General features: G+C 70.2%; 14 protein-coding genes. 4 read left to right on the top strand and 10 right to left on the bottom strand.

Annotated features, from left to right (window positions below):
• Nucleotides 1-145: 145 nt before the first annotated feature.
• The 6 genes from FMQ63_RS34690 to FMQ63_RS34665 form a co-directional block, all read right to left on the bottom strand.
• On the bottom strand, nt 146-1156 hold the full coding sequence (locus FMQ63_RS34690; protein ID WP_011553922.1) for an MlaD family protein: 1011 nt from the start codon (nt 1154-1156) through the stop codon (nt 146-148).
• Nucleotides 1149-1898, bottom strand: coding sequence for an ABC transporter ATP-binding protein (locus tag FMQ63_RS34685; RefSeq protein WP_020478098.1), 750 nt, complete (start codon nt 1896-1898; stop codon nt 1149-1151). The genes FMQ63_RS34690 and FMQ63_RS34685 overlap by 8 nt, the downstream gene beginning before the upstream one ends.
• Nucleotides 1899-1911: 13 nt before the next feature.
• Nucleotides 1912-2658 carry an ABC transporter permease gene (locus FMQ63_RS34680; protein WP_011553920.1) on the bottom strand — a complete coding sequence of 249 codons (747 nt, stop codon included), beginning with the start codon at nt 2656-2658 and terminating at the stop codon, nt 1912-1914.
• On the bottom strand, nt 2655-3428 hold the full coding sequence (locus FMQ63_RS34675; protein WP_011553919.1) for an ABC transporter permease: 774 nt from the start codon (nt 3426-3428) through the stop codon (nt 2655-2657). The genes FMQ63_RS34680 and FMQ63_RS34675 overlap by 4 nt, the downstream gene beginning before the upstream one ends.
• A gap of 100 nt (nt 3429-3528) precedes the next feature.
• Nucleotides 3529-4227 carry an ABC transporter ATP-binding protein gene (locus FMQ63_RS34670; protein WP_011553918.1) on the bottom strand — a complete coding sequence of 233 codons (699 nt, stop codon included), beginning with the start codon at nt 4225-4227 and terminating at the stop codon, nt 3529-3531.
• A 21-nt stretch (nt 4228-4248) separates the two neighbouring features.
• Nucleotides 4249-6111 (bottom strand): putative metal-binding motif-containing protein, encoded by a 1863-nt coding sequence (locus FMQ63_RS34665; protein ID WP_225909284.1) that lies wholly within the window; start codon nt 6109-6111, stop codon nt 4249-4251.
• 290 nt (nt 6112-6401) lie between these two features.
• Here FMQ63_RS34665 and FMQ63_RS34660 point away from each other — a divergent pair, with 290 nt between their 5' ends.
• From FMQ63_RS34660 to FMQ63_RS34650, 3 genes are read left to right on the top strand one after another with little or no spacing between them, the layout of a single operon-like run.
• Nucleotides 6402-7811 (top strand): TolC family protein, encoded by a 1410-nt coding sequence (locus tag FMQ63_RS34660; protein ID WP_011553915.1) that lies wholly within the window; start codon nt 6402-6404, stop codon nt 7809-7811.
• Nucleotides 7812-7816: 5 nt separating this feature from the next.
• Complete coding sequence (locus FMQ63_RS34655; RefSeq protein WP_011553914.1) at nt 7817-9004, top strand: efflux RND transporter periplasmic adaptor subunit; 1188 nt, start codon at nt 7817-7819, stop codon at nt 9002-9004.
• A complete protein-coding gene (locus FMQ63_RS34650) occupies nt 9001-12126 on the top strand; it encodes an efflux RND transporter permease subunit (RefSeq protein WP_011553913.1) in 3126 nt (1041 codons plus the stop codon). The genes FMQ63_RS34655 and FMQ63_RS34650 overlap by 4 nt, the downstream gene beginning before the upstream one ends.
• Before the next feature lie 140 nt (nt 12127-12266).
• Here the strand turns inward: FMQ63_RS34650 and FMQ63_RS34645 are convergent, their stop codons facing one another.
• Both FMQ63_RS34645 and FMQ63_RS34640 read right to left on the bottom strand, forming a co-directional pair.
• Entirely contained in the window at nt 12267-12704 is a 438-nt protein-coding gene (locus FMQ63_RS34645) for a hypothetical protein (RefSeq protein WP_011553912.1), read from the bottom strand.
• A gap of 9 nt (nt 12705-12713) precedes the next feature.
• Complete coding sequence (locus FMQ63_RS34640) at nt 12714-13211, bottom strand: hypothetical protein (RefSeq protein ID WP_020478097.1); 498 nt, start codon at nt 13209-13211, stop codon at nt 12714-12716.
• 241 nt (nt 13212-13452) lie between these two features.
• On the opposite strand from FMQ63_RS34640, the gene FMQ63_RS34635 reads away from it, so the two are divergent.
• Nucleotides 13453-13917 carry a DUF2267 domain-containing protein gene (locus FMQ63_RS34635; RefSeq protein WP_020478096.1) on the top strand — a complete coding sequence of 155 codons (465 nt, stop codon included), beginning with the start codon at nt 13453-13455 and terminating at the stop codon, nt 13915-13917.
• 10 nt (nt 13918-13927) lie between these two features.
• Here FMQ63_RS34635 and FMQ63_RS34630 read toward each other — a convergent pair whose 3' ends face one another.
• Nucleotides 13928-15619, bottom strand: coding sequence for an AarF/ABC1/UbiB kinase family protein (locus tag FMQ63_RS34630; protein WP_011553909.1), 1692 nt, complete (start codon nt 15617-15619; stop codon nt 13928-13930).
• Between the two features lie 20 nt (nt 15620-15639).
• Complete coding sequence (nhaA, locus tag FMQ63_RS34625) at nt 15640-16989, bottom strand: Na+/H+ antiporter NhaA (protein ID WP_011553908.1); 1350 nt, start codon at nt 16987-16989, stop codon at nt 15640-15642.
• Nucleotides 16990-17056: the final 67 nt, after the last annotated feature.

Raw genomic sequence — 17056 nt, 5'->3', positions numbered from 1 at the left:
GCTCTGGAAGGACTGAGGCCCGGGCTTGTACCACCAGCAATGGTTTGGTGCGCTCCCAGAATGGGGGGAGGCCACTCCCTGAACAGTTGGGCCCGTGTTTGCACGTCTTCACGCTGCGTCCTGATAGGTGCCCGACGCCCGGGCCTCAGTCCTTCCAGAGCACCTTCCACGGGTGCTTGCGGAGGTCCGTCACCAGCATGCGCAGCTCCTCGTAGAGCGTGCCGTCCTGGAGCACCGCGCCCGCGGTGCCCTCGCCGGCCTCGAGCTTCGCCAGCACCCGGTCCGCGCGGGCCGCGATGCTCTCCAATTGTCCTGAGGCCGAGGTGAGGCGCTCCAGCGCGACCTTGACCCGCGCGCCATCCTCGGGCCCCAGCGCCCCCGTCACGGCCGCCAGTCCGTCCAGCGTCGTCCCGGCGGACTTCGTCAGCCCCGGCAGGTCGCGGCGCACGACGGCCGCTGCCGCCGAGGCATCGTCCAACAGCCGCGCGCCCTTGCCTCCAGGCTGGAAGGCCTCGCGCGCGAGCCCCGCGAGCTGGCGCAAGTCCTTCGAGGCCGCCGCCAGCTCGGACGCCAGCACCTTCACGTCGCCCCGGTTCTCCGTCAGCAACTGGTCCAGCGTCCGCGCCAGCCGGGAGACGTTCGCCGCGAGGCCGCGGATGGCCTCCGGGTCCTCCTCCAGCATCTGGGACAGCAGGTCCACGAAGCGAGTGAGCTGCTCGGCCAGGACATCCAGCCGGGGCGCGTCCGTTCCCCGCACGGCCGTGCCTGCGGGCAGCCGCTCCGGCGCCGAGCCCGGGTTCAGCTCCAGATAGGGCTCTCCCAGGATGCCCACCGTGGCCACCGTCACGCGCGCGTCCTTGCGCAGCGCGCCCACGGCCTCCGGCGCCACCGCGAGCTCCATCCTCACAGGCAGCGGGCGTCCCTGGGCGTCCCGCCGCTCGGGTTGGAGCTGGATGTCCTGCACGCGGCCCACCTGCACGCCGCCCAGCTTCACGGGGGCGCCCTTCACCACGTTCCCCGTGTGGCCGAAGTCCACCGCCAGCCCCGTCTCCGAGCCCAGCTTCAATTCGCCCATCAGCCACAGCAACAACAGCACGCCCACGATGGCGGCCAGCACCAGGGCGCCCACCTTCAGCTCCAACCGTCGCTCATCCATCCGTCGCGCCCTCCATGAATGGCGCTGTCAGTACTCGCAGCTCGGGCGCGGAGGACTCCAGAAAGCCCTTCGGCGTGCCCAGGTAGGCACATTGCTTGTTCGCCACCACCAGCACCCGGTCCGCCAGCGCCTTCAACTGCCGGTAGTCGTGGGACACCACCATCCCCCCAAGGCCCCGCGCCTTCAGCGACGCGAGCGCCTCCTCCACCTGGCCCGCCGCCTTCCGGTCCAGGCCCGTCGTCGGCTCGTCGAAGAGGAGATAGCGCGGCTTGAGCACCAACGCCCGGGCGATGGCCGTCCGTTTCTTCGCTCCGGGCCCCAGCTCTGGTGGCAGCCGGTCCGCCCAGTCCAGAAGACCCACCTGCGCCAGCGCGGCGTCCACGTCGTCCACGGACGCCGCCGGGTCCGCCAGCCATACGTTCTGCCGGAGCGTGCGCCAGTCCAACAGCGCCGGGCCCTGCACCAGATAGGGCGCCTGTCGGCGCAGCGGCACCAGCTCGCGCTCGGGCCTGGAGTCCACGCGTTCCCCCCACAGCACCACTTCGCCGGCGTCCGGGCGCAGCAACCCCACCGCCAGCCGGCACAGCACGCTCTTCCCGGTGCCACTGGCGCCCGCGATGAACGTCAGCTCCTTCGTGGACACCTCCGCCGTGAGCCCCGCGAGCACGCGCCGGCGTCCCTCGTCGAACGCGACGTGCACGTCCCGGAATCGCAGGGCCTCGCTGTCGGGAAGGGGCGTCATGCGTGGGGCTCGCTCACAGGCGCAGCAGTTGGAAGGCCAGCGACACGGCGAGGTCGATGAGCAGGCATCCCAGGCTCGCCGCCACCACGCCGTCGGTGGTGGCCTCACCCACGGCCTCGGCGCCGCCGCGCGCCTTGAGGCCCGCCACCGCCGCCGCCAGCGGAATGTAGAGCCCGCAGCCCGCGGCCTTCAGGAGTGCGGCCAGCAAGTCCCAGCCGTCCACGTAGCGCGGATCCATGAAGGCCCGCCCATCCACGCCGAAGGCGAACTGCGCCACGGCCGCCGCGGACAGCGTGGCCGCGATGGTGCCCAGGATGCACAGCAGGGGCACGCCCATCACACCCGCGAACACCCGGGGCGCGACGAGGTCCGCGTAGGGGTCGCCCGCGGACATCTCCAGGGCCTCCACCTGTTCGTTGACGCTCATGGTGGACAGCTCGGCCGCGTGAGCCGCGCCCGCGCGTGAGGCCGTGAGCAGCGCGGACACCGCCGGGCCCAGCTCGCGGATGAGCAGCTCGAAGTACGCGGGCCCCAGCACCGCCACGTTGCCCACGAAGCGCCGTGCCTGGCTGTTGGCGATGGTGACGAGCACCGCGCCGAAGAAGGCCATGCCGGACATCACCAGCCACACGCTGCGCCCGCCCAGCTCGTGGAGCTGCGCCAGGGACTCGCGCCAGGGCACGCCGTCCCGGGTGGAGGCGCGCACCGTGCGCGCCAGCATCACCACCGGCGCTCCGAAGAACGACAGCACGCCGTTCATCCCATCCACCCCGCGAGCAAGGACGTGAGGGCGAAGTCGAGGACGAAGATGGCCGCGCAACTGCGCACCACCGCGTTGGCCGCCGCCTGGCCCACGGCGTGTGCGCCGCCTCGGGCGGACAGGCCCACGGTGGTGGACAGCAGGGCGATGGCCAGTCCGAAGATGCCCGTCTTCACCACGCCGCCCAGGAGGTCGAGCGGCCCCAGGAGCTGGGAGAAGGTGCCGAAGAAGACGCGCACCGGAAGGCCCAGGGCGAGCAGGGCGGCCACGGACTCGAAGAGGATGGCCACCGCGAAGGTGACGCCGCTGAGCGCCAGCATGCTGACCTCCATGGCCACCACGCGAGGCGCGACGAGGATGGCGAAGGGGTCCAGGCCGATGCCTCTCAGCCCTTCAATCTGTCCGCCCACCTGCATCAGCGCCAGCTCCGCCGCGTTTCGCGCGCCGAGCCGCGCCGACATGATGAGGCCCAGCAGCAGCGGGCCGAACTCCCACAGCACGCCATAGCCCGCCGCCCAGCCGAGGAAGGCCCGCGCGCCGAAGCGCTGGACGTAGATGCCCGACTGCAGCACCACGATGATGCCGGCCAGCGCCGCTGTGGCCAGGGCGAGCGGCAGGGAGCCGTAGCCGAATTGCACCAGCGCACGGCCCAGCTCGCGGCGCTCCAGTTTCGGCAGCGCCAGCACCGTGCGGCCCACGACCAGGCCCAGCGCGCCGGTTCCGCGGAGCGCGTCCAGCGCCGTTCGTCCGAGCCTCGTCAGGAGCGCCATGGCGGCATCTCATCCGGGTGCGGACTCGGCGGCGGCACGGCTGTGGTCACGCCCTCCGGGTGGCGCGTCATGGCACCTCGATGAGCTCGCGCACTTCGCGTCATGCCGGCACCTCGTCCGGTGCATCCTCCCACTCGGGCGCGGGGGGCCCGTCATGAACCAGCCGGCCGCTCCGCAGGTACAGCCAGCGGGGCAGGGGCAGGTCCATCGGAGCCTCCGTCGCCACGACCAGCAGCGTGCCACCCTGGGACACGTCCAGGAGCACCCGGGCCACCTGCCGCGCCGTGCCCGGATCCAACCCGGCGAACGGGTCATCCGCCAGCACCACCGACGGACGCGCCGCCAGGGCCCGCGCGATTCCCGCGCGCTTCTTCATGCCGCCAGACAGGCGCTCCGGCAGTGTACCCGCCGCGTCCGCGAGCCCTACCGCCCGCAGCACGTCACTGGCGCGGGCCCGGGCCTCGGCCTCCGGGACGTGGCGGCGGGTGAGTGGCGCCATGACGTTCTCCAGCACCGTCATCGAGTCGAACAGGGCGTCCGTCTGGAACACCATGCCGAACGATGCCTGCTGCTCGCGCCGCTCGGCGGCCGTCAGACGCGCCGCATCCTGCCCATCCCACAGCACGCGGCCCTCCGTGGGCCGCACCAGGCCGGCCAGGGCCTTCACCAGCGTCGTCTTCCCCGCGCCCGAGCGCCCCAGGACCAGTGCCTGCGTCCCGGGCGGCAGCGCGCAGCTCACGCCGGACAGGACCTGCCTCGCTCCGTACCGCACCGTGAGGCCGTCCGCGCGCAGGTCCATGGTGTCCGTCCGCCCGCCGTCTCAGGGCCGCCAGCGCACGAGCGCGCCGCTGTGGCCCGCCACCCAGACGTCGGCCGGGCCGGTTCCGCTCAGCGCGTTCATGGGGCTGGACGGCGCGAAGGCGGTGCTCCAGGCCGTGCCGTTGAAGAAGTGGATGTTGTTCGTTCCGGAGCTCACGGCGTAGATGGCCTTGCTGCCGAAGGCCACCAGTCCGCGGATGTCCGCCGGGGCCGAGGTTGGCAGGGTGATGGCGGGCTTCACGCTCCACGTCGTGCCCGCGCGCTCCAGGAAGAGGCCTTTGTCACCCACGGCGTAGACATGGCTCGGTGAGAGCACCTGGATGCCGAAGAGGAATTCGGTCGACCCGACGTTGCCCAGGGCTTCCTTCTGCCACGTGCCGCCGTCCTCCGTGGGGCCGCGCCAGACCACGGGGTGGTTGGTGCCGCCCTGTGCCTCGGCGCCCGCGGCGAACAGCGTCCGCGGGCTGGTGCCGTCAATGGACTTGAGGTTGTCGTTGAGCCGCGTGAGCTCCTCGGGGGCCGCCTGCGTGGGGGCGCCCTCCTCGTAGTTCCAGCGGAGGATGCGGCCCTGGCTGTCCACCGCGTACAGCGCCACGCTGTTGCCGCTTTCGAAGCCCACCATCCCGTTGATGCTGGCGCTCCCGGGGCCATTCACGTTGACACACGCGCCGGTGTCGGTCGGCAGCCGGGTGGTGAACTTGCCCGCGCTGTTGCCCAGGAACACGCGGCCGCTGTTCGTCACCCAGGAGGACATCCACTGGCCCGGGCAGTCCGCCACGGGGGTGAGCGTCCCGCCATCGACGTGGGCGACATGGCCGTCGCGTCCCGCGAGCCAGCCCTTGTTGCCAGGGTACGCAGCCACCGTTTCCCAGACAATCGAGGAGGGCGTCGCGTTCGCCGTCGTCCAGGCCACGGTGTCGCAGCCCGCCAGGTCTTCGTCCACCTGTCCGTCACAATCGTTGTCCAGCCGGTCGCACACCTCGGTGGCCGTGTTCGACACGAAGCGCGAGCTCTCATCACAGTCCGTGTTGTCCTCCACGGCGTGCTGCGGCGGGTTGGCGCACCAGAGCCCCACGGAGGTGCCCGCCTGGCCGTCACCGTCCTCGTCCACGAACCACTCCCGCGGCGTCTCGCTGCTGACGCAGGTCGTCAGCTCGGTGCTCGCGCACTGCTTGGACCCAGCGCAGTTCTGCTCGGTCTGGCACTGCGTGCCCACATCGAACGGGTCGTTGTCGATGAACCCATCGCAGTTGTCGTCCCTGCCGTCGCAGACGAGCTCGGTCTGTCTGGGGTGGATGTTGGGGTTCTGATCGTTGCAGTCACCGGCCTCCAGGACATAGCCCGCGGGAGGCGTGCAGGAGAGGTTGGGCAGGGCGGACGGGTCGCCGAATCCATCACCGTCCGCGTCGCGGTAGTAGGTCGCGCCGCCGGGGGCATCCGCTTCGCCGTTGACGCAGTTGTTGTCCACGCCGTCGCACAGCTCCGTCGCGCCGGGGTGGATGGCCGGGTCGTCGTCGTTGCAATCCGAGCCAGGGAAGGCGCCCTCGCTGGTGACGTAGCCGTCGTCATCCAGGTCCAGGGCGCGCAGGTCGAGCTCCACGGTCGCGGTGCCCACCGTGGGCACCTGCGTGGTGACCTCGTGCCGTGCCACCACGGGCCCGTTGCAGGAGCGCTCGTTGGCGGTCGCGGTGAGCCGCAGGTTCCGGCTCCAGCCCTCACGGCCCAGGATGGCCACCGTCCGCACGTCGCTGCGGGCAGATGGCTCCATCCGGATGTCGGCGGTCTCGGTGCGGCTGGGTTCGTCCACGTCCGTGACGGTCAGCGTGAGACAGCCCGGACGAAACGTCGCATATGAGACGAGCACGCGGACGGCCCCGGCATTGGGTGGGTTTTCCTGCTTCCGGCAGCCGGAAACGGAGACCACCACCGCAAGAACGCAACCCATCAGGAATAAACGCATCGGCCGAGCATTCCCGGGCGCTTGGTGGCGCCCGCAATCTTTCTACAGTGAGCTACGGAACCCAGGAGAACCCGACGCCACCCATAGTCTGTCGCGCAGGCCAGCGTCCAGACGCCGAATCGTCATAGCCCCTTCTCTCCACCTCCGTTTATATGGCGCGCCCCCCCCGACGCCTGAGCCATCCCCGCCTGTTCATGCATAGACCCCGTCACGCCATCACCGTGCCTCTCTGCGCCTGGCTCGCCCTGACCGCGTCCAGTGCTTCGGGGCAGCAGCCCGCGACCGAGGGGGGCGCACCCGCCGCCTCCGAATCCACGAAGGGTGCCCCAGCAAGTCCTCCGCCCGCGGAATCACTGTCCACGGAAGGTGGTCCGCTGACGCTGGAACAGGCGGTGCAGCTTGCCGCGAAGCGTAACGAGGTGGCGCTGGCCGCCGAGCAGCAGTCCGAGGCCGCCCGGGCCCGGCTGGCTCGGGCCCGGGCCTTCTTCTTTCCAGAGCTGACGGGAACGGGCACCTACACCCGGCGTCTGAATGAAGTGACGCGCGAAGTGGGTGGCCAGACAGTGGTCATCCAGCGCAACAACGCCTTCAACGCCAACTTCGTCGCCTCCCTGCCGCTGTTCGACGCGCGCGGCATCTTCCTGTACCGCGCGGCGCGGAGGGACGGCGATGCGGCGGAGCTGGAGGCCGTGGAGGCGCGCCGGCAGATTGGCTTCGAGGCCGCCAACGCCTTCCTCGCCACCCTGGCCCAGGAGCAGGTGTACCGCGCCGCCGAGCAGCGCCTCGCGTTCGCCCGCCAGTCACTTCAGGACGCATCGGCCCGCGCCAAGGCGGGTCTGGCCAGCAGCAACGATGTGACGCGCGCGGAGCTGGAGGCGGCCAGCGCCGAGGTGCAGATGTCCAACGCGCGCAACGCCGCGCAGACCACGCGCCTGGAGCTGGGCTTCCTGCTGGTGTCTTCGGTGAAGGGCACCCTGGCCTCGCCGGACGTGCTGCTGTCGGACGCCAGCCGGCCGCTGCAGGCCCACGCCTCCCTGGCGGATGGGGCCCTGGACCGCCGGCCGGACATCCTGGCCGCGCGGCTGCGGGTGGATGCGCTGGAGGAGAGCGCCAAGGAGCCGCTCGCCCGGCTGCTCCCCACGCTGGGCGCGTCCGCCACCTACCGCCTCACGAACGAGGCCGGACTCGCGGGCCGCACGGGTGACGGCTTCCTGGGCGTCAACCTCATCTGGAACTTCTTCGACGGCGGCGAGCGCTATGCCGAGCGCCGTGAGCGCGTGGCCCTGGCGCGGGCGGCGGAGCTCCAGGTCCAGGCCACCACGCGCCGGGTGGACGTGGACATCGAGCAAGCGAGGGTGGCGCTGGAGAATGCCCAGGCCGCCCTGGCACAGAGCGACCTGGCGGTCCGCACGGCCCGGCAGAACGCGGAGGAGCAGGGGATTCTCTACCGTCAGGGCCTGTCCACGGCGCTGACGGTGGCGGACGCCTCGCTGCGGCAGTTCGAGGCGGAGGTGGCGTATGCCCAGAGCCGGTTCGCGCTGGGCGTGGCGCTGCTGGGGCTGCGGGCGGCAGTCGGACTCGACCCATTGGGGAAGGAACCGTGAAGGACATGCGACGCGCAGGAACGTTGGGTCTGGCCGTGGCCGCGCTGGCCCTGGCGGCTGGCTGCAAGAAGGACGCGCAAAGCGCCCAAGGCGGAGCAGCGCCGGCAGGTCGCGGCCGAGCAGCCATCCAGTTCCCCGTCGAGGTGGCTCCGGTGGAGTCGCGGGACGTGGAGTACGTGGTGGACGCGGTGGGCTCCGTGGAGGCCTTCGAGCGGGTGCAGATCACCGCCCGCGTGCCGGGCGCCGTGGAGCGGGTGCTCTTCGCGGAAGGGCAGTCGGTGAAGAGGGGCGCGGTGCTCGCGGAGATCGAGCCCGCCCGCTACGCCATCGCCGTGCGGTCCGCGGAGGCCGCGCTGGCGCGAGCCCGCGCCACGCTGGTGGAGGCGGAGGCCGGTGCGCAGCGCCGCACCGCGGTGAACCAGGCCAGCCCCGGTCTGCTGCCCGCCGAGCAGTTGGAGACCTTCGAGGCGCGCGCGCGCACGGCGGAGGCGGACGTGGCGGCGGCGAAGGCGCTGCTGGACCAGGCGCAGCTCAACCAGCGTGACGCCTATGTGCGCGCGCCCATGGACGGCGTGCTCCAGACGCGCACGGTGCAGACGGGCCAGTACGTGCAGCCCGGCATCGTGTTGGCCACGCTGCTGCGGCGCGAGCCGTTGCTGCTGCGCTTCACGGTTCCGGCGGCGGACGTGTCCCGCATCCAGCCCGGCATGACGGCGCGCTTCTCCGTTCGGGCCGCGGAGGGTGGCTCTTTCACGGCGAAAATCACACACGTGGCCGCCGCCGCGGATGATGCCAGCCGCATGGTGCCGGTGACGGCGGAAGTCACCGGTGAGGACGCCGAGCGGCTCCGTCCGGGCGCCTTCGCCACGGTGGCGGTGCCCGTGGATACGCGCGGCGGCAGTCCGGTGATTCCGCAGACGGCGGTGCGCGCCAGCGAACGCGGCTTCCTGGCCTACGTGGTGGAGGGCAACAAGGCGCGTGAGCGCGTGCTGGAGCTGGGCCTGCGCACCGCGGATGGCCGCGTGGAGGTCCGTGACGGCGTGAAGCCCGGTGAGCTGCTGGTGGTGCGCGGCGGTGAGGCCCTGCGCGACGGGGCCAACGTGCGCGTGGCGGAGGGACCCAAACCCACCTTCACGGGTGAGCCCCGGCTGGAGCCGGAGGCCGCCAGCGGCGGCGGAGGCGCCCGGCAATGAACATCACCGAGGCGTGCATCAAGAAGCCCGTCCTGGCGTGGATGATCATGGCGGCCACCATCGTCTTCGGACTGGTGGCCGCGCAGCGTATTGGCATCAGCCAGTTCCCGGACGTCGACTTCCCCACCATCAACATCTCCGTCACGTGGGAAGGCGCCAACCCGGAGGCGGTGGAGAGCGACGTCCTCGAGTTCATCGAGGAAGCGGTGACGCAGGTGGAGGGCGTCACGGCCATCAACTCCACCGCGCGCCAGGGCGGCGGCAACATCACCGTCGAGCTGGACCTGTCGCGCAACGTGGACCTGGCGCTCCAGGACGTGCAGACCAAGGTGAGCCAGGTGCAGCGCCGGCTGCCGCTGGACATCGATCCGCCCATCATCTCCAAGTCCAACCCGGAGGACCAACCCATCCTCTGGGTCGGCGTGTCCGGGCCCTTCAGCCAGCAGGTGGTGAGTGACTACGCCCGCTACCGCGTGAAGGAGAAGCTCCAGACGATTCCGGGCGTGGGCGAGGTGCAGCTGGGCGGCATGCTGGAGCGCAACGTCCGCATCTGGGTGGACGCGCAGAAGCTGGACGCGCTGGGCCTCACGGTGACGGACGTGTCCGCGGCGCTCCAGCGCGAGCACGTGGAGCTGCCCGCCGGCCGCATCGAGACACAGGGCCGCGAGGTCAACGTCCGCGTCATGGGCGAGGCGCTGGACCTGGAGACGCTGCGGCGCATCATCGTGCGCGAGCAGGGCGGCTTCCCCGTCTACCTGAAGGACGTGGCGCTGGTGGAGGACGGCTTCGAGGACGTGCGCCGCATGGCGCGCATCAACGGCGAGCCGGCGCAGGGCCTGGGCATCAAGAAGCAGCGCGGTGCCAACGCCGTGGCGGTGGCCCAGGGCATCCGGGCCGAGCTGGACAAGATGCAGAAGGACCTGCCGGAGGGGATGCAGCTGGGCATCAACTTCGACTCGACGCAGTTCATCGAGGAGAGCGTCCACGAAATCGAGTTCGAGCTGATGCTCGCGTGCATCCTCACCGCCTTCGTGTGCTGGGTGTTCCTGGGCTCGATCTCCAGCACGATGAACGTGGTGCTGGCCATCCCCATGTCGCTGCTGGGGACGGTGGCGGTCATCTACTTCCTGGGCTTCACGCTCAACACCTTCACGTTACTGGGCCTGGCGCTGGCGGTGGGCATCGTCGTGGACGACGCCATCATGGTGCTGGAGAACATCTACCGGCACTCCGAAGAGGGGAAGGACCGGGTGCGCGCCGCGCGCGAGGGCACCGCGGAAATCACCTTCGCCGCGCTGGCGGCGACGGCGGCGGTGGTAGCCATCTTCCTGCCCGTCGTCTTCATGAGCGGCGTCATCGGCAAGTACTTCCTCCAGTTCGGCGTGACGCTGTGCGTGGCGGTGCTCCTGTCCTACGTGGAGGCCATCACCCTGGCCCCCGCGCGCTGCGCGCAGTTGCTCAAGACGTCGCGTGAAGGCCGCAGCCGGATTGGCGTCTGGGTGGACCGGGGCTTCGAGAAGCTGGAGCGCGTCTACGCGCGCACCCTGGCCTGGGGCCTGAAGCGGCCGTGGTGGGTGCTGGGCGCGGCGGTAGTGCTGACGGCCTCCAGCGTCTTCGTCTTCCGTGCGCTGCCGGGTGAGTTCGTGCCGTCCCAGGACCAGAGCCGCCTGCTGGTGCGCATGCAGACGGCGGTGGGCAGCAACATCGACGAGACGAACCGGCTGTTCCTGCGCGCGGAGGAGTTCGCCAGCAGCCGGCCCGAGGTGACGCGCGTCTTCTCCGTCGTCGGCGGTTTCGGCAGCGGCGCGGTCAACACCGGCATGATGTTCGTCAGCTTGAAGCCGCCCGACGAGCGCATGCCGCAGGCGGAGTTCCAGCAGATCCTCCGCAAGGAGTTCAACAGCTACCCGGGCCTGCGCGCGGTGGTGCAGGACCAGTCCCAGAGCGGCTTCACGGCGCAGCGCGGCTTCCCGGTGGAGTTCAGCGTGCGCGGCTCGGAATGGGAGCAGCTGGTGGAGGCCAGCCAGGAGATGCGGGAGAAGCTCCAGGCCAGCGGCAAGGTGGTGGACGTGGACACGGACTACCAGTTGGGCATGCCGGAGCTGCGCATCACCCCGGACCGGGGCCGCGCGGCGGACCTGGGCGTGCCCATCCAGTCGGTGGCCACGACCATCAACGCGCTGGTGGGCGGCGTGCGCGTGGGCAAGTACAGCACCGGCGGCCGGCGCATCGACGTGCGCATGCGGCTCCTGGCGGACCAGCGCTCCAGGCCGGAGGACCTCTCCACGCTGAAGGTCCGGACGGCCAGCGGCGCGCTGGTGCCGTTGTCGTCGCTGGTGACGCAGGAGGAGCGGCCCGCGCTGCAGGCCATCACCCGGCGGGACCGTGAGCGCGCCATCAGCGTCTACGCGAACGTGGCGCCGAGTTCGAACCAGGAAGAGGCCCTGGCGACGGTGGAGCGACTGGCGAAGGAGTTGCCGGGCGGTGTGCGTGTTGTGGCGGGTGGCGCCAGCGTGGCCTTCCGCGACTCGATGAGCAGCCTGTTCTTCGCGCTCTTCCTCGGGATTGGCGTGGCGTACATGGTGCTGGGCGCGCAGTTCAATTCGTTCCTGCACCCGGTGACGGTGCTCACGATTCTGCCGCTGTCAGTGGCGGGCGCGGCCTTCGCCCTGTTCGCTACGGGCACCACGCTGAACATCTTCAGCATGATCGGCCTGTTGCTGCTGATGGGCATCGTGAAGAAGAACTCCATCATCCTGGTGGACTACGCGCTGCAAGAGCGGGAGCGCGGCGCGGACGCGATGCAGGCCATGCTGCGCGCGGGACCGGTGCGGCTGCGGCCCATCCTCATGACGTCCACCGCGACCATGATGGCGGCGGTGCCAGCGGCGCTGGCGCTGGGAGCGGGCTCGGAGACGCGCGCGCCCATGTCCATCGCAGTGCTCGGTGGACTGTCCGTGTCCACGGTGCTCAGCCTGCTGGTGGTGCCCGCCTTCTACGTGGTTGCGGACCGCATGAAGACGCGGCTGGGCGAGCGGTTCGGCAAGAAGGACGATGAGACCCACGAGTCGCCGCAGCACCCGGAGCATGGCGATGCGCCGCGCCCGGCGGCACATGGGTGAGCGGGGAGTCTGACCGCTTGGGTGAGCGGGGCGTCTGACCGCTTGGGTGAGAAGGCCATCGCGGACGTCTTCGTGACGCCGCGGTGGCCTTTTCTTTTGGAGCGCGTGGCCGCGAGGCCGTACCTCGCGCCGCGCCCGAGCTATTCGGGGCGCAGGGTGGCTCGGTCAATATCGACGGCGTCCTCATCCTCGCCCAGCGAGGCTTCAGTGGCCCGGAAGCGCTTGCCGTCGGGGGTGACGAGGAACCAGGTGCTGGCGACAGCGGGGTCGTCCGCGGGAGGCGAGACGATGACCTCCTCCCCGAGCAGGGCAGCTACCCGCGTCGCCACCGCCACGGAGGTGAGCCCACGGGCGCCGCTGGCGCGGGAGACATCCACGTAGAGGGACACATCGGTGCGGAAGCCCGCGGGCCGGAGCGTGACATCGACGAGCACGGCCGCGTCGGACGGGCGGTCGATGTCGAAGCGGGCTGTTCCGTCGGGAGGAACGCCAAGCGCGCGCGCGATGCCCTCGAAGAGGCGTGCTTCGCTCACGTCGCCGCGCACGAGAAATCCAAGAATCAGTCGTTCGGGATGCATGGTCCTCTCTCACCCGGCTTTGTGAGCCTTGAGCGCTGCCTTTCTATCTGCGGGCGGGATGCCGATTTTGTCCATGATTTCCGTGGCGCGTGGCGTGTCTTTGAACTGGTTGTAGACCTCCAGCGCTTTGAAGCCACCGCGATTCAGTTCATGGAACCCGACGCCCCGGATGGGAAACAGCGTGCCATTCGTGTGGGCACCGTAGGTCCGCTTGTGGATGGTCCAGGTCACGGTCCCGGACTCGTTTCCCTTCTTGGCCTTGCCCTCGTTGATCTCCTTCACATCCCGGCTGACATCGATTCGTGACTCGATGACGGTGTTCTTGTCCTTGGGGGGCAGCTTGGATGGAAGGATCTTCCGGATGTAGTGCCGGTCCGCGGGCCTGCTCGTGGGCTTGGCCGGCTTCTCCGCCCAGGCGGGCGGCGCGGCGAGCAGCACGCCGAGCGCCATCAGGACGGTGGCCAGCGGCAGCAGGATGGACGGCCTCGGAGCAGCGGAACGAAGCACCTTGTTTCTCCTGGGAGAGGGATTGTGTCCGCCGGAAATCCTCCCACGGGTTCAGGGTGAATTGCTTGTTATTCAGAGAGCGATTCGTCATTCGCGCTTCGCCTGGGAGCATCCTTTCGGGCACCCGCCCCCGGGGAGGCGGGCCAAGGCGCGCGGCGCGCTCCGGCTGAAGCGTGCACCTGCCGTGGCCACCATGACAGGCGCGCGGCACGGCCGCACTGGCATTCAAGGAGGCAACCCAATGGCTGAGTACACCGACCCCCCCATCAACAACGCCACGCCGGTCAAGGAGCGCGACGAACCCCAGGACCTTCAGGGCTTCCTGGACGAGCTCGGCAACAGCCGCGAGTTCCAGGTGAATGGCGTGGACGCCCGGAAGGGCGCGGAGGCGGTGTTCTGCACGCTCGCGCGGCGCCTGTCCGACGGAGAGGACCTCAAGCTGCTCTGGTCGCTGGGGAAGGGCGGCATTGGCACCCTCCTCGGGACGTGCAACATCCACCGGGGCCCGTCCCACGCGAAGCGCATGGGCCGCGCGGAGTTCATCACCGACGTGGCGGACCACCTCCGCATCCCCGGGGATCAGGCGCTGCGCGTCCTGACGGTGGTGTTCACCGCCATCCGGGATCGGATTCCAGACGACGAGGTGGCGGCCGTGGCCTCGCAGCTCCCGGCGGACCTCGCCGACCTGTGGCGCCGGCCCGTGTAGAGGCGGCGGGCTACTTGCGCTTGGGCTTCTTGAGGAAGCGGCTCAAGCGCACCTTGCCCAGGCCCCGGCCGCCGAAGAGGTACCAGGTAATCGCCGCGCCGAAGAAGGCCGCCGCCACCGCGATGCCCACCACGCCGAGCACCGGCACGTTGCCGTACATCCACGGCTTGGGCGCGAAGGAGATGAACGCGCCCACGATGAACCCGCACGCGCACAGGCCCATGAAGGCAATCACCGCCGCACTGCGCAGGTTCTCATTCAGCTTTTCGAACTGGTCCGCGCGCACCGTGACGGTGAACTTGCCGGACTCCATGTCCAGCAGGATCTGCGACAACTGCGTGGGCAGGTCCTGCGCCATGGCCTGGAAGCGCAGCAGCGTGCGCATCAGCCCGCCCTGGAGCTGCATCGGATCGTAGCGCCCGGCGAGCAGCTCCTTGGCGTACGGCAGCGCCACCTCGATGATGTTCATCTCCGGGTACAGGCTGCGCAGCATGCCCTCCGTGGACACGGAGGCCCGGCTGAGCAGCGCGTACTCCTTGGGGATGCGGATGCGGTACTTCACCGCCAGGTCCAGCAAGTCCCTCAGCAGCGAGCGCGTGTCCACCTGTCCCAGCGTCGTGGTCAGGTGCTGGCCGAGCAGCGCCTCGATGTCGTTGCGGAAGCCCACCAGGTTGGCGCGCGCGTCCGGCACGCCCACGCGGTAGAGGATGCGCGCCACGGATTCGCTGTCCTTGAGCGCCACCGCCAGGCACAGCATGACCAGCGTCTCCTGCATGGGGCGCGACAGCCGGCCCACCACGCCGAAGTCCAGCAGCGCCAGCCGGTGGTCCTCCAGCAGCAGGAGGTTGCCCGGGTGCGGGTCGCCGTGGAACAGGCCGTCCTCGAAGAGCTGCCGGAAGGAGGCGTCCAGGATGTTCTGGGCAATGGCCTTGCGCTCGGGCTCGCTCAGCTCCGCGGGGTTGAGCTTCACGCCGCGGATGAACTCCATGGTCAGCACCGTGCGGCTGGACAGGCCGGAGTAGACGCGCGGAATCTTGAGGTAGGGCCGCTCGCGGTGGTTCTCCAGGAAGGCCCGGATGTTGGTGGCCTCGTTGATGAAGTCCAACTCCTCGTGGATGGCCCGGTCGAACTCATCCACGATGCCGGTGAGCGTGTACACGCCCGTCTCCTCCACCACGGCCTCCAGCAGGCGCGCCAGGCTGCGCAGCACGCCCAGGTCGGAGTCGATGCGCTCGGCGATGCCTGGCCGCTGCACCTTCACCACCACCTCTTCGCCCTCCAACGTCAGCGCGCGGTGCACCTGGGCGATGGACGCGGCGGCCAGCGGCGCCGAGTCGATGGTGGCGAAGAGGCTCTCCACGCTGGCGCCGAGCGAACCTTCAATCTGCGCGCGGACATCCTCCAGGGAGATGGGCTCCACGTGGTCCTGGAGCATGGCCAGCTCGTCGATGTACTCGGCGGGCAACAGGTCGGCGCGGGTGGACAGCACCTGCCCCAGCTTGACGAAGGTGGGGCCCAGGTCGTTGAGCAGCATGCGGAAGCGCCGCGCGGTGGAGGCGCGCTGGGCCTCCGGAGAGACTTCCACCTTCTCCTTGCGGCCGAGGATGCGCCACAGCCCCGCGCGCTCCGCCAGCTCGCCAAAGCCGTGGCGTGCCGCGATGACGGTGATTTGCCGCACGCGGTTGAGGTCTTGGAGAATCACGAGCGTTCCTGTCCTCTACGTTACGCCGGGACGGCCGGTTTCGCCACGAAGCGCAAGAGTGCGTAGCCCACCACCGCGGAAAGCAGCGAGCCCACCAGAATGCCCAGCTTGGCCTCCGTGAGCAGCTCCGGCTGGGTGGGGAAGGCCAGCCCCGCCACGAACAGGGCCACCGTGAAGCCAATGCCCGCCACCACCGCGACGCCGTGAAGCTGCGGCAGCGTCGCACCGCCGGGCCGGTCGGCCACGCCCAGCTTCAGCGAGCCCCAGGTGAACAGGAAGATGCCCACCTGCTTGCCCACGAAGAGGCCGGCGATGATGCCCAGCGGCAGCGGCCGGAGCAGGTCCGCCCAGCCCATGCCCTCCAGGGAGATGCCCGAGTTGGCCAGGGCGAAGAGGGGGACGATGCCGTACGCCACGGGCACGTGCCACAGGTGGACGAAGCGGTTGAGCGGCGGCTCCAGCTCCTCCAGGCGCTCCTCGAGGTAGAGAATCTGCGCGCCCCGCGTCGCCTCGTCCATCGCCGTCTGGAGCGCCCGGTCCACGTAGAGGCGCAGTTCCTCCAGCACGTGGCGGCCCGGACGCAGGGGCCGGGCGGGCATGAACAGGCCCAGCACCACGCCCGACAGCGTGGCGTGGATGCCGCCGTGGTGCATCGTGTACCAGAGCGCCGCGCCCGCCAGCGCGTACGCCACGCCGTTGCGCACCTGGAAGTGGTTGAGGCACGCCAGCACGGCAAGCACGCCCAGGGCTCCCACGAGCCAGCTGACGTGGAGCCCCGAGCCGTAGAAGAGCGCGATGACGAGGATTCCGCCGATGTCATCGAAGATGGCCAGCGCCGTGAGGAACACGACCAGCCCGTGGCTCACGCGCGTCTTGACCAGCGTGAGGCAGCCAATGGAGAAGGCGATGTCGGTGGCCATGGGGATGGCCCAGCCCGCCTGCGCGGGCGTCCCCTGGTTGAAGGCGGCGTAGAGCGCGGCGGGGACAATCATGCCGCCCATCGCGGCGATGAGCGGCAGCACCGCGCGGGAGAAGGTGCGCAGCTCACCCGAGCTCAGCTCGCGCTTGATTTCCATGCCGACGACGAAGAAGAACAGCGTCATCAGCCCGTCGTTGATGAACTCGCGGATGGTGAAGCCCGCGTGGACGCCCGCCAGGCCCACCGTCATGCGGGCGTCGAACACGGCGGAGTAGGTGGCGGCCCACGGCGAGTTGGCCCACACCATGGCGGCCACGGCGCACAGCGCGAGCAGGATGCCGCTGGCCGCCTCCAGGCGGAAGAAGGCCTGGATGGGAGCCAGGGCCACGCGGAAGAGCGTGGGGACTGGAGGCCGGGGCCGGGCCTCTGAGGTAGGGGGTGTCTGCGCCATGCGGCGCGCACGATGCCCCGCGTCGCCGGGTCTGACACCCGTTTTCAGCGGTGGGGTGGGTGGAATG

The sequence above is a fragment of the Myxococcus sp. CA005 genome (genome assembly GCF_006518205.1).
Classification (GTDB): domain Bacteria; phylum Myxococcota; class Myxococcia; order Myxococcales; family Myxococcaceae; genus Myxococcus; species Myxococcus xanthus.
The sequence above is the reverse complement of the archived record's forward strand: the minus strand, read 5'-3'. Positions and strand labels throughout refer to the sequence as shown.